This is a genomic window from Akkermansia sp. N21169, from assembly GCF_029854675.1.
GTDB lineage: Bacteria > Verrucomicrobiota > Verrucomicrobiia > Verrucomicrobiales > Akkermansiaceae > Akkermansia.
The window spans coordinates 23,837-37,677 of the sequence record NZ_JARWNC010000039.1; the positions used below are offsets into that span (position 1 = coordinate 23,837).

The window sequence follows — 13,841 nt, forward strand, 5'->3', positions numbered from 1 at the left end:
TCGGGGGTAACTGTCTCTGAAAGAAAGTTTGTCTCTATTCCAGAGTCATGGAGGGAGGACAATCCTTTTCATATTTTGCCTATATCTTTTGAAAAAGATATCGCAAACTGGTGAAATTTGTGTCCTGAATGGATTATGGACTCGCCACGCAGGCTTGCGTGATGTACTGGTCATGACATTATGAACGTAGATTTGTTGCGCCGCGTATGCGAGGCTCCGGGAGCACCGGGATTTGAACATGCCATCCGTGATTTGCTGATTGATGAAGTGGAACCTCTCGTTGATTCCATTCGGGTAGACAATATCGGCAATGTCATTGCCTATGTCGAAGGTAAGGACACGACTAAGACGGTAATGGTGGCCGCCCACATGGACGAAATCGGTTTTATGGTGCGCCACATTGACGACAGGGGCTTCATCAAGTTCCTGCCTCTGGGTGGCTTCGATCCGAAGACGCTGACCGCCCAGCGGGTGATTGTACATGGCAAGAAGGATCTCGTCGGCGTTATGGGTGTGAAGCCTATCCATGTGATGACGGCCGCCGAACGCGCGAAGATGCCCGAACTCGGCGATTACTATATCGACCTTGGCATGAGCAAGGACGAGGTGAAGAAGTACGTGAAAGTGGGCGATTGTGTAACGCGTGAACGCGATCTGATCGAAATGGGCGATTGCGTCAATTCCAAGTCCATGGACAATCGCGCCGGATGTTTCGTCCTGCTGGAAGCCCTTCGCCAGATCAGCAAGGGTAAAAAGAAACCCGCTTTCAATGTGGCGGCTGTCTTTACGGTTCAGGAAGAAGTGGGCCTCCGCGGAGCCCAGGCCAGCACGCTGGAAATCCAGCCGGATTTCTCCATTGCCCTGGACGTGACGATTGCGTTCGATACTCCCGGCGCTTCGGAAGTGGAATATGTCTCCAAGCTGGGCGATGGCGCCGCGATCAAGCTGTACGACGGTTCGGTGATCTGCGACCGTCGCATGGTAGACTACCTGACGGCAACTGCCGAATCGAAGAAGATCAAGTTCCAGTACGAAATGCTGCCTGCCGGCGGCACGGATGCCGGTGCCATGCAGAAGTTCACGGCCAGCGGCTCCATTACCGGGGCTCTTTCCATTCCCCTGCGCAATATGCACCAGGTGATTGAAATGGCGAACAAGGAAGACGTCGATGCCTGCTCGGACTTGCTTGCTGCCGCTCTCGTCGGCATGGATTCCTGGGATTGGGCCTGGGGAGCCGTCAACGAAGCTCCGAAAAAACCGGCCAAGGCCGCGAAGGTTTCCAAGGATAAGAAGAAAGCTAAGTAACGATTTCTTCCTCTTCCCTGACTGGGATAAAGCTAGGCTCCGCCTCATCTTATAGGATGGGGCGGAGCCTTCCGTCTATTGTGATTGTTGGAATGGAAACTTTCCTCTCCGGTACGGAGGTTTCCGTGTGCGGGCTGGGAAAGGGTAATCTGTTACGGTGGGAGGCAGATGCCTTTTTCCCGTGTCCCGATGGAGGATTTGCCCTTTGCTTTAATCGTACAGCGTGGTCAGGTTCATGGCGTATAGGCCTTCGTCCGGGACGAAGCCATTACGTTCGTAGAAGGTTTTGCCGGGCGTGTACGTGATGAGGACGACGCGGAGGTAGTCCTTGTAGTGGTCCTTCGCCATTTCCAGGAGTTTCTGTCCGATTCCCCGGTTTTGATAGGAGGAATGGACAAGCATGTAGTGGATGTAGGCGGTCATGGTTTTGTCGTCCATGGAAGCAGCCAGTCCGACGAGTTTGTCGCCGTCCCAAGCGGAAAAGACGGAACCGTAGTTTCTCAGCGCTTCGACAAGCAAGTCAGGGTAGTGACCGGAGGACCAGTTGACGGAGAGGAAAAGTTCTTCCAGTTCCGCACGGTTGAATTTTTTATGATCCTTGTACGTAATGTCCATGCCGATGGGGGGGAGTTGATTTTTCGGGAACAATATTCTGCCTGATTCGGATCAGGAAGGAAATAGGGGAAAACTTCCTCTCGTGTCATGATTGAGGTAGCTTCCTGATCCATTTGTTACGCTGCGAAAACCGGATGAAAACGGCGATCGTGACGAGGACGGAGAGGACATCCGCCGTGGGGAAGCTGTACCAGACTCCCGAATAGCCCCAGTACTTCGGCAGGATGAACAGGGCGGGGATGAGGAAGATCAATTGGCGCGTCGTGGAGAGAAAAACGGAAATGCGGGCCTTGCCGATGGCCTGGAAAAAGTTGCCGATAACGATCTGTCCTCCTACAAGAGGATAGGCCAGAGTGGTCAGATGGAGTCCCGTGATGGTGAAAATGGCCAGTTCTCCCTTGGCGTTGAACAGGGAGGCAATCAAGTGGGGGAAGATCTGGCTGACCAGGAAGCCGGCCGTGGTGAAGACGGTACCTCCCAGAATGGCGTATTTGAGGGCTTGCCGGACGCGATCGAAGTGACGGGCTCCATAGTTGTAGCCGACGATGGGCTGCATGCCCTGGGTGATACCGATAGTGAGCATGATGAAAAGGATCAGGACGCGGTTGATGATACCGAACGCGCCCACGGCAAGGTCGCCTCCGGTACTCAGGAGGCTGCGGTTGACAATGATGGCGACGGCGCAGGCACAAGCGTTTACCAGGAAGGGCGCCATGCCGATGGAGAGGATGGGCAGAATGATGCTCCATCGCAGACGGTAGATTCCGGCCCGGAAGTGGACGGTGCTGTTTGGCTTGCAGAAGTGGAGGATAACCCATGCCAAACCGACGATTTGCGAAATGAGGGTGGCGGAGGCTGCACCTGTCATTCCCCATTGGAAGACAAAGATGAAGAGCGGGGCCAGGATGAAGTTGATGACAACCGTCAACATCATGGAGTACATCGCCTTCTGGGGGTATCCCGTCGAGCGCATGACGTTGTTGAGGTTGAAAAAGGAATGGGTGATGGGCATGCCCAGAAGAATGATCCTCATGAAGTCGTAGGCGTAGGGCAGCGTCTGTTCGCTGGCGCCGAAGAGAAGCAGGATATCCTTCAGGAAAAAGACAGTCACCGGACCGATCAGGAGGCCGGTGATGAAACCCAGCATGATGACGTTCCCCAGCACTTTCTGGGCGGAGCGCGTTTTTTGGGCGCCCAGTTTCAGGGAAGAGACGGTGGCTCCGCCGAGGCCGATCAAAGTGCTGATGGCGATGGACAGATTCATGATCGGGAAGGTGATGGCCATGCCCGACAGGGCGAGGTCTCCGATGCCGTGTCCGATGAAGATACTGTCTACAATGTTGTACAGGGACATGACGACCATGCCGGCGATGGCGGGAAGGGAATATTTGATGAGGAGGCGAAAGATCGGTTCCTCCTCCAGTGCGCGTATATTGCCGGATCGACCCATAGTTGCAGGACTATAGGCGGTCATATGAAGAGAGGCAATCCCTATGAAAGTACGATACGATTTTTTGCTTCCTTCCCGGATGGAATCCTTTATGGTGGCATGTCAGGGTATGGCTAGTAAAAAATCGTTTGAACTTTTTGAAGAGACTGCACTGGGCGGCAGGGCGAAATGTGCGAGCGGGCCGTTGACTGCCATGGGATTGACGTTCCTGGCCGGAGCCTATATTGCTCTGGGCGGTTTTTTGGCCGTGAGGGCAGGGGCCTTTTTCCCGTCCGATTTATGGGGGAATGCCGGGAAGCTGGCGTTTGCATCGGTGTTCCCGCTGGGACTGATGCTGGTGGTGGTTTGCGGAGCGGATTTGTTTACGGGAAATTGCATGTTGCTGGCGAGTGCCTGTTCCTGTCGCCGGATATCCCTGGTGCAGGGCGTGCGGTGTGGTGCGGTGTCGTGGTGCGGCAATTTCGTAGGAGCCTTGTTCGTTGCCTGGTTTATGGCATATGCGACCGGGTTGATCTTTGATACGGCTGTCGTGGGACAGGCGAAAACGATGCCTTATGCCGAGTCGGTTGTGAATCTCGCCAACGCCAAGTGCCATCTGGGATTTGCGGAGGCCTTCTGGCGTGGCGTCGGTTGTAACTGGCTGGTGTGCCTGGCAGTGTACGCGGCGCTTGCCGCCGAGGATGTAATGGGGAAGATTGTTGCCCTTTGGTTCCCGACGATGGCCTTTGTCGCTTTAGGAATGGAACACTGTATTGCTAACATGTTTTTCATTCCCCTCGGGATTTGGACGGGTACGGACGAACGGTATCTGGCGTATGTAGGCTCCGGCAAGTCTCCGGCGTTGACGGCATCCTGGGATGCTTTCTTTGCGGGGAATCTCCTCCCTGTGACGCTAGGCAATATCGTCGGAGGTGCTGTTTTGGTTTCCGGTGTGTACTTGATGGCGTACCGGAAAAACCTGTCCGGACGGAAAGGGTGATGATGCCGGAACCGAATAGCCGGGACAGGGATATCGGTGGATTCTTCGGACTTGAGATGCCGGAGTACGACAACTGCCCCCAGGGATGCGGCGGTATGGGCATTTTGTTGAACTCCGGGCGTTCCGCCTTCGAGTATATTTTGCGTTCCCGGGAAGATATTGACTGCATATGGGTACCGTACTATACGTGTCCCACAGTGCTGGAACCGCTCGTACGCCTGGGCATTCCGTATGCATTTTACACGGTTGATGAGCATTTAGAACCGGCAGAAAGTTTTTTGTCCGGGCTGGCGGAGGATGATTGGCTGCTGTATACCAATTACTTTGGGATCAAAGAGAAAACGGTCGATTCCCTGTGTTCCTTCCGTCCGGATCATTTGATTTTGGATCAATCTCTGGCACTGTATTCCCCATTGCGTACGGGCGTTCCCGCCTTCTACAGCCCGAGGAAGTTTTCCGGATTGCCGGACGGAGGCATTGCGGTGCTGGATGCTCCGATGGTTCCCCGGCCAACCCGCGATGAGTCCGCAACGTGGGCTTCTTTTCTCTTCGTGAGCGCGGAGTTGGGAGCCGAAGCCGCCTCCGCTCTTTGCGAAGCCAGCGAAGAACGCTTGCACAATACCGGTATGCTTGCCATGTCCCTCTTGACGGAAAAACTGATGCGGGGGATCGATTACGATCATGCCCGACAACGCAGGCTTGCCAATTTCCGTTTCCTTCATGAACGTCTGGGAGGACTTAACCGTCTGAAAATCGACGAATCCTCAGTATCCGTACCCTCCTGTTATCCTTTGTGGAGTAGTATGACTGATTTGCGCAATGAGTTGATCGACAGACGCATTCTTATCCCCACTCTGTGGCCGGAAATCCTCGACTCGGCTCCTTCCACTGGTTTGGAACACCGCTTGGCCCTTAACCTTCTGCCTCTTCCCATCGACCAGCGCTATACCGAAGAAGACATGCAGCGCATCATTGATGCCGTATTGGCGTTTTTCTGTTAAAATTTTGTACGGCTGATAGTAGTGTTGATTATCTTTTCCTTTGGTTATTGCGATTGTCTAGCTTTGAGAGATCGTAGTTATGTGTGATTTCTTTCGATAAGAAAATATCATATTCTATGATGTAACAACTCTTTACCCATGTATGGGAAGGAACATACAGGGGAGACGGGATAAATCGATATATTGTATTTATTTTCAAATAAATTTGTGATGGTTGGTTCACTTTTCAGTGAGTTGTTGTGTTGATGCTTTTTGTGTAATCATGTGGCTTTTTTATGAAAAACATATATGATAGAGACATTGCCTGAAGGTTTGAAAATTCTTTTGTCTTCGGTGGACAGTGGATTTTTCGGCGATGGACAGGATTATTTAGGTAATATGACAGGAGAAAAAGTAAAAACGTGCCTCTGGCTGTTCTGGATCAACTTGTTCATTGGGGCTTTCACCTTTGGGGGAGGCTACATTGTGGTGCCGATGATCCAGAAGTACTACGTCCGGGGGAAGCAGTTGTTTTCCAAGGAAGAACTGTTGGGGATGGCGGCGGTAGCACAGTCCGCACCTGGGGCGATTGCCGTCAATTTGTCTGCTCTTGCCGGGTTCCGTGCAGCAGGTTTATGGGGGGTGCTGGTGAGTTGTCTGGGGGCGATTTTGCCTCCGCTGGTGATTCTGTCGGTTGTGGCGGTTTGGTATGAGGCTTTTTGTGCGAATCCTTCGGTGGAAGCGGTATTGCGAGGGATGCAGGCCGGAGTAGCGGCGTTGATTGTGGATATTGTGGTCGATATGTGGCGGATGATTCTTCGGAAAAAGTCTTGGTGGTTGAGTGTGATGGTGCCGGGAACTTTTCTGGCGAGTTTTGTATTTCAGGTGAACATTGCCCTCATTCTGGCCGTTTGTTGTGTGTTGAGCTTGTGGCGTATTCGTGTGGAGTTGCGGAAGCGGGAAGGGGGGGCGGAATGATGCAGGGAGTATGGCAGCTTTTTTCGGTCTTTTTGCAGATCGGCATGTTCAGTATCGGAGGAGGGTATGCTGTTATCCCGATGATTCGTGACCAGGTGGTTATCCAGCAGGGATGGATATCCCAGAGGATGTTCACCGACATTATTACGCTGTCTCAGATGACGCCCGGGCCGCTGGCTCTCAATACATCTACCTTCGTTGGACTGCAAATAGCCGGGCTTCCCGGAGCGGTTGCGGCGACGATGGGATGCGTCATCCCCGGTGTTGCGATTGCCCTGTTGTTATATCTTTTTTTTCAGCGTCACCGTCATTCTGCCTGTGTATCCGGCGTGCTGGAAGGATTGAAGGCGGCTTCCGTCGGGCTGATTATGTCGGCAGGCGGTACGATCCTGATGCTGACATTTTGCAATACTTTCAACTGGTATGCAGTAGATTCTGTGGATATGCCGAGCGTTGTACTCTTCGTGGTGTCGTTGTATATGCTCAGAAAGTGGCGCTTGAACCCCATTCTGTTGATGTTGCTGACCGGAGCCGCGGGATACTGGATGTATTGACGGGGCTCTCGATATGGATTGGACTTGTGAATCAAAGCGGAATTGGAAAAAACATCAAAAATGAATTTTCCAACCTTCGGATAACGTATTTCATGGTTAATACAATGAATAGAAATAGAATAAACAGGTTTTTCATTCCGTTGTTCTTCGGTATCGCATGCTTTTGGGCCCAGATAGCATGTGGGGCTGTGGACGATGTTATCGAAGCACGTGCTTTGGCGGCGCGCGTGGTACCCCGGGAGGCCGGACGATTTTCTTTTGAAATGATCCCGGCGGAACAAGGCAGGGATGTGTATGAGTTGGAGTCGCAGGGAGATAAGATTTTCATCCGCGGCAATTCCTCCAATTCCATGGCTGTGGGGTTGAATCATTACCTGAAATATTATTGCAAGACCTCGGTGTCCTGGTATCTGGACGACCCGGTGGAACTGCCCGACCGTTTGCCGCCCGTACCGGAAAAGGAACGGATTGTCGCCCGGACGGACAAGCGTTTTTTCCTGAATTATTGTACATTCGGCTATTCCATGCCTTGGTGGCAGTGGGATGAGTGGGAAAGGTTCATTGACTGGATGGCCATGAATGGGGTTAATATGCCGTTGGCTATTACGGGCCAGGAGGCTGTGTGGTACAAAGTGTGGCGGGAGATGGGACTGGATGATCGGGAAATCCGCAATTATTTTACGGGACCGGCTCATCTTCCGTGGCATCGCATGACGAATTTCGATCGTTGGGGGGGGCCTTTGCCGCATTCCTGGCTGGATCACCAGGCAGAATTGCAGAAAAAGATTGTCGCCCGGGAACGGGCTCTGAATATGACTCCTGTCCTGCCTGCTTTTGCCGGGCATGTTCCACCGGAATTGAAGAGGCTGTACAAGGATGCCAAAATTTCCAGGATGAGTTCTTGGGGAGGTTTCCGAGATGAATTCCGCAGTTATTTCCTGGATCCGCTGGATCCCCTTTTCTCCAAAATCCAGTCTGCCTTCCTGAAAGAGCAGGAACGGCTGTACGGCACGGATCATATCTACGGAGTAGATCCGTTCAATGAAATCACACCGCCGAGCTGGGAACCCGAATATCTGGCCCGGGTAGCCCGCCAGATTTATGGAACGATGACGCAGTGCGATCCTAAGGCGACATGGTTGCAGATGACGTGGCTGTTCTATTTTGACCGCAAGGATTGGACGAATCCCCGCATTGACGCTTTTGTCAACGCCGTTCCGAAGGGCAGGATGATTCTTCTGGATTATTTTGCCGAGAACACGGAGGTATGGAAGATGACGGAAAGTTATTTCGGACAACCCTTTTTGTGGTGCTACCTGGGTAACTTCGGCGGTAATACGATGCTGGCTGGCAATCTCCGGGAGACGGGCAAAAGGATCGAAAATGCCTTTGCCCGCGGCGGTGCCAATATGAACGGTCTCGGTTCGACGCTCGAGGGGCTCGATGTCAACCCGTTCATGTACGAATATGTGTTCGAGAAGGCCTGGAACCGCCCCGTGAGCGATGACGAATGGATCCGGGCGTGGGCCGATCGCCGCGCCGGCAAGGCGGATCCCCGGGTTCGCAAGGCTTGGGCGGATCTGCTGGACAGGATCTATGTGAAAACGGCCCAACTGGGGCAAGGTACGTTGACTAATGCCCGTCCTTGCCTGAAAGGGCACGGCAACTGGACGACCAATCCGGGGATATCGTACAAAAATGAGGATCTTTTCCGCATTTGGGAGACCATGTTGAGTGCGGAAGGAACCGGGAGGGATGCCTATGGCTTTGACGTGGTGAATATTGGCAGGCAGGTGCTGGGCAATTACTTCCTCACTGTCCGGGATCGTTTTGCAGAGGCGTATTCGAAGAAGGATAAAGAGGCGTTGCGTAAAAACGGGGAAATAATGAGCGGTATTCTCCGCGACATGAACCTGCTGCTATCATGCCATCCTGTGTTTTCCCTGGATCGCTGGCTTTCCGATGCCTCCAGAATCAGTTCGGATGCCGGGGAGCAGGCCTATTTCCGCCAGAATGCACGGTGCCTGATTTCCACATGGGGTGAGCAGGGGCAGAGTTTGAACGACTATGCCAACCGGTCTCTTGCCGGCATGATGGAGAGTTATTACGGCAAGCGGTGGAACTATTTCATCGACCAGGTCTGTCTGGCTGTCGAGCAGGACCGGAAATTTGATGAGAAGTCTTGTTTGCAAAAAATCTTGGATCTCGAACAGGAATGGGTGGAACAAGACGAACTTCCCGTTCGGCGGGAATCTCCGGATGCGACGGAGACTGCCCGTTCCCTCATGGAAAAATATAGGGGACTGATTCTTTAAACGCCTGGTCCGGGGCGGGTTAAGTTCCATAACAAGCTATAAGTTAAAAACATCTCCGGAATCATGGCCCGCTGAGACGCAAGAAGCGGATGTGCCATGGTTCCGGAGATGGATTATGTTATGGAATCAGTGATAATTATTAGAGTATTTCATGCTGGAAGGCCAGAAAAAGATGACATTTTTTTATGATACAGGGGAGATGATAACCCCATGATGGAACAAATGGATCAGCTCCTGATCGTCGATGAATTTACATTGATCGCCGGCTTTTTTGAAAATAGGAAAAAATGCGTTCATCTCGTGATCGGTGGGAGAGATCCCCAATCTTTCCAGTTTGATGCGGACGGCGTGCCTCCCGGAGTGTTTGGTCAGGGGGTATTCCGTTTCCGACCATCCGACATCTTCCGGGCGCATGACTTCGTAGGTGGTCTTGTTTTTCAACATGCCATCCTGATGAATGCCGGAACCGTGAGCAAAGGCGTTGGCTCCGACAATGGCCTTGGAGCGGGGCACTGGCATGCCGCTTTCCCGGGCGATGATTTTGCTAGTGTGCAGAAGTTCCGGAGTATTGATGCTGGTGACGGCATTGTTGAAGAATGCGGAACGCATGCGCAGAGCCATGATGACTTCCTCCAGCGCCGTATTGCCGGCCCGTTCACCAATGCCGTTGATGGTGCCTTCTACCTGGCGTGCCCCGGCGCGGATGGCTGCCAGAGAATTGGCGACGGCCATTCCCAGGTCGTCGTGGCAGTGGACGGAGAGGACGGCTCGGTCAATGTTGGAAACATTGCGGACCAGGTGGCTGATCAAGTGACCGTATTCGTCCGGCATGGCATAGCCGACGGTATCGGGGATATTGACGATGCGTGCTCCTGCATCAATAACGGTTTCCGTGACTTCGGCAAGAAAATCCGGTTCTGTCCGGGAGGCATCCTCTGCCGAGAATTGAACCTCGCCAGCCAGATCTGAGGCCATGGAGACGGCGCTACGTGCCATGGCAAGCACTTCATTGCGGTTTTTGTTGAGCTTGTATTGGCGGTGAATGGGCGAGGTGGCCAGAACCAGGTGGATTCTGGCTCGTTCTCCGGCAGGGGCCAGTGCTCGGGCTGCAGCATCGATATCCTTGGTGACGCATCTGGCCAATCCGGCAATCCGGCTGGCGGAGGTTTCCCGGGCAATCGTTTCTACGGAGTTGAAATCTCCCGGGGAGATGACGGGAAAGCCGGCTTCGATGATATTAACGCCCAGGTGTTCCAACTGATGGGCGATCCGGACTTTTTGTTCCATGGTCATGCTGGCTCCCGGGCATTGTTCTCCGTCGCGCAGCGTGGTGTCGAAAATATCTATATGATTTTGGTTCATAATTAATGAAAAGGTGGGAATGGAAGTGTGTGGCCCCTCCCGGGAAAGAATACTCCACTGGAAGGAGGAAAAGTGGTCAAGACATAGCGTCCATAAAACAATGCCGTTTTGATTCAAGAACGCACCGGAACGGCAGGACACCGGTGCATAGGGGATGAGCTTCTCGGACTTAGTGTCCTAGAAGTAGCAAAAGAAGAGCCTTAGTGAAGAAGGTGTCCATTTGCAGAATTCCAGTCAAAAATACCCGGCCCCGGCACGAACCAGACAAGAGGGATTTCCTTTTGTTACGTCCGGGCGGCTGTCAAGTCAAGGCTTGGTTTTGGGAGAAACCACATTATTGTGTTTCCGAGCAGGCACTGACATTTTTTTCGCCATGCTTTTTGAGCTCCTGGTAGGGAATCTTGCATAAAGAAGTAATGGAAAACTATTGGTCAGAGGGGCGGGATAGGCTTTATTTGGAGCTGACATTGTGCAGAATATTCACGTTGGAGGCGGAAGAAGCGAGCTTGAAAACGACGGTTTCGCAAGAGAGATTTTTGTTCAACTCCTGACTGATCTGGGAGAGGCATGTCGTTCCTTTCTTTTGATTTTCACTTTTACGTGGTATTGATAGACTGGTCTTCCTTTGTGCCAGATCAATGATGAAAAGATCAGTTGTTGCGCAGGCTCATGACTTGAAACCGTACCTTTATATCCTCAAAATCCATCATACATCTATAGGCATATATAGGAGAGATATGTGTAAAAAAGATTGTTTTCTGTAGATTTGGTGTCATAGATGAGGATGTGTTTGAAATGGACATCTCCCAGAAAGATTGCGAAAATTTATCCCAGTATTTGGCCCATGAGGGGCAGTCCCTTTTTGAGCATATGAGCGAATGTGCAAAGACTGTTGCTGTACTTTTGGCGCAGATTGGATTGCCAAAGTTGGGGCGTGCATTGGGATGGTTGCATGATTTCGGGAAGCTGAGCGATGACTATGCTTCATATTTAGCCGATGCTTTGAAATGTCCCGAACAATTTGATCGTGGTAAACGTGGAAGTGTAGATCATTCTACTTCCGGAGCTCAGTTTATTTGGGAGCAATTACAAGTTGAGAAGGAGATGCAATATTCTGCTCTCTCCTTTTTAAGGCAAATGATGGTGTTGTGTGTAGCTTCTCATCATCATCATTCGTTGATTGATTGTTGGAGAGGCGATTCAGTTGAAGATGATATTTTAATTCAACGATTGAAAAAGGCGTATAAGGATACTCATTATACTGAAATTGTCGGGAAGCTTTCAAATCATGAGAAGAGAGTTTTCGAAGAACTTCTCAATCGGGATGAACTAGAAAAAGAATTTAAAGATATTTATCATACGATAATAAATGGGAGAGATAAAAAATCTTGCTTATTTAATTTTGGCATGTTGGCTCGTTTGATGTTTAGTGCTTTGATTTCGGCCGATTACATGAGTTCCTCCGGGAGAGGGTTTCTTCTTCAGAATACCGTTCCCGATTGGGCATTGATGCAAAGCAAAGTGGAGGAGTACATGAAACAGTTTAAGGCTGATTCGGAATTGAACCAGTGTCGAGCTGAAATGTCGGAAGCTTGCTTGAAGGCCGCACAAGGTTCTCAGGGCATTTGGTCTCTAACGCTGCCGACAGGAGCCGGGAAAACATTAGCCAGTCTACGTTTTGCCTTGGCTCATGCCCGTAAATATAAGTTATCTCGCATCGTTTATGTTATTCCCTATACCACTATTCTAGATCAGACTTCTGCAAGTTTGGAAAAAGTCTTGGGGCAGGATTTGTTTAAACAACTTGTTCTTGTGCATCACTCCAATTTTGTGATGGAGGACAAAGATGCGGATGGCAGCAAGGAAGAGTGGAGTACGGAACGGAAGAATTGGTATATGGAAATTTGCCAGACCTGGGATATTCCAATTGTTTTGACTACATCTGTTCAATACCTGAATGCATGTTATGCTGCCGGTAAGCAGCATGTGAGACGCATGAATTCATTGATGCGCTCTGTTATTATTTTTGACGAAGTGCAGGCAATTCCCTGGTCATCCAAGGTTCTTTTCGAAAAGTCTCTGGAGTTTTGGGCTCTTGCAGGTGGTTCAACTCTTTTGAAATGTACAGCAACGCAACCGAAATCAAAGGAACAAAAATCCGTTTGTGGGAAGGGAGGAAACAATTTGGAAAGAGGAGAAATTGTTCCTAACTGTAAAGTATATTTTGCCCGCTTTGAACAATTCCGGAATGTGGAAGTTCAATGTGAGGTATCTTGCCGGAGGAGGAAATGGACATTGGAAGCTATGGTGGATCTGATTGTCGAAGCGGCAGAAAAGGATTGTACAGTTCTTACTATCGTCAATACCAAGTCACTGGCGGCGAGGTTATTTAAAAAGTGTCAAGAATGCTTGCCGGAGGCCTTATGCTACCACTTGAGTACCAATATGTGTCCTGCTCATCGGCTGCATATTGTCAATAATCATATTAGTAAAGAAGCTTTGGAAAAAGCAAGACAGGAGAAAAAGCCTTTAATATGTATTAGCACGCAACTCATTGAAGCTGGAGTAGATGTTGACTTTGATGTGGTAATTCGGACTGTTGCAGGACTCGATTCATGTATGCAGGCTGCAGGACGATGTAACAGGGATGCCTCAAGATATAAAGGCCGTGTTATTGTCCTCAATCCATCCGATGAACTTGAAAAGATAGATCAATTATGGGCACTGAATAAAGCGGTACAGGAATCTACAAAGGCGATTCTTACGATGGACGACTGCTCCAGAATGCTCGATATGGAAAATGTGAATAATTATTTCGAACGATATCAACAAATCTTGCATATAGAGAAAAGTGGCTATACAAGTTACATAACGCATGTAGGAAAAATTGTATCAAATCTGGTAGATCTTTATTCTTGCAATTCTAATTTATTCAAAAAGAGCGATAGATATGAGAAGTTCAGTCTGTTTCAAGCTTTTGATTTAGCTGCATCCAACTACAAGCCTATTGATGACGATACGATAGCCATTTTTAGCCCTTATGAAGAAGGTGAAACATTGATAGGGGAGTTAAGCGATGATGATCCATTTACGACGGGAGATTGGGATAGCTGGAAAGACAAATTGAGTAAGCTCCGCCCCTATTCTGTCTCTATTCGTGAAAATAAAGTTAGTGAATACTTGCGGGAGGGAACAATTTATGCTATTAGTGAGAAAATGAAGCTGTATGCCATTCCTAAAGGTAAATATAGTGAAACGTTGGGTATATTGCCTAACGGGGTGGAATTGCTGACTGTATGATAT

General features: G+C 50.3%; 10 protein-coding genes. 7 read left to right on the plus strand and 3 right to left on the minus strand.

The genetic code is table 11. From position 1 onward, the window contains the following. The first annotated feature begins 180 nt into the window (after positions 1-180). Positions 181-1,305, plus strand: a complete 1,125-nt coding sequence (locus QET40_RS07855) for a M42 family metallopeptidase (protein WP_280126619.1) — start codon at positions 181-183, stop codon at positions 1,303-1,305. Between the two features lie 210 nt (positions 1,306-1,515). On the opposite strand, the gene QET40_RS07860 is transcribed toward QET40_RS07855, so the two are convergent. After that, a complete protein-coding gene (locus QET40_RS07860; protein WP_280126620.1) occupies positions 1,516-1,920 on the minus strand; it encodes a GNAT family N-acetyltransferase in 405 nt (134 codons plus the stop codon). Positions 1,921-2,005: 85 nt separating this feature from the next. Then, positions 2,006-3,370 carry an MATE family efflux transporter gene (locus QET40_RS07865; protein ID WP_280126621.1) on the minus strand — a complete coding sequence of 455 codons (1,365 nt, stop codon included), beginning with the start codon at positions 3,368-3,370 and terminating at the stop codon, positions 2,006-2,008. Between the two features lie 109 nt (positions 3,371-3,479). Here QET40_RS07865 and QET40_RS07870 point away from each other — a divergent pair, with 109 nt between their 5' ends. The 5 genes from QET40_RS07870 (at position 3,480) to QET40_RS07890 (ending at position 9,176) form a co-directional block, all read left to right on the plus strand. After that, entirely contained in the window at positions 3,480-4,349 is an 870-nt protein-coding gene (locus tag QET40_RS07870) for a formate/nitrite transporter family protein (protein WP_280126622.1), read from the plus strand. Further along, the gene (locus QET40_RS07875) at positions 4,349-5,350 is read left to right on the plus strand and encodes a hypothetical protein (RefSeq protein ID WP_280126623.1); all 1,002 of its coding nucleotides are present in this window, start codon (positions 4,349-4,351) and stop codon (positions 5,348-5,350) included. The genes QET40_RS07870 and QET40_RS07875 overlap by 1 nt, the downstream gene beginning before the upstream one ends. A gap of 378 nt (positions 5,351-5,728) precedes the next feature. Further along, positions 5,729-6,307, plus strand: coding sequence for a chromate transporter (locus tag QET40_RS07880; protein ID WP_322190046.1), 579 nt, complete (start codon positions 5,729-5,731; stop codon positions 6,305-6,307). Then, on the plus strand, positions 6,307-6,861 hold the full coding sequence (locus QET40_RS07885; RefSeq protein WP_280126887.1) for a chromate transporter: 555 nt from the start codon (positions 6,307-6,309) through the stop codon (positions 6,859-6,861). Before QET40_RS07880 ends, QET40_RS07885 begins: the two co-directional genes overlap by 1 nt. Positions 6,862-7,049: 188 nt before the next feature. Then, the gene (locus QET40_RS07890) at positions 7,050-9,176 is read left to right on the plus strand and encodes an alpha-N-acetylglucosaminidase (protein ID WP_280126625.1); all 2,127 of its coding nucleotides are present in this window, start codon (positions 7,050-7,052) and stop codon (positions 9,174-9,176) included. 183 nt (positions 9,177-9,359) lie between these two features. On the opposite strand, the gene QET40_RS07895 is transcribed toward QET40_RS07890, so the two are convergent. Beyond that, positions 9,360-10,538: a 2-isopropylmalate synthase gene (locus tag QET40_RS07895; protein WP_280126626.1), complete on the minus strand. Its 1,179-nt coding sequence runs from the start codon at positions 10,536-10,538 to the stop codon at positions 9,360-9,362. 795 nt (positions 10,539-11,333) lie between these two features. Here QET40_RS07895 and cas3 point away from each other — a divergent pair. Beyond that, positions 11,334-13,838, plus strand: coding sequence for a CRISPR-associated helicase Cas3' (gene cas3, locus QET40_RS07900; protein WP_280126888.1), 2,505 nt, complete (start codon positions 11,334-11,336; stop codon positions 13,836-13,838). Positions 13,839-13,841: the final 3 nt, after the last annotated feature.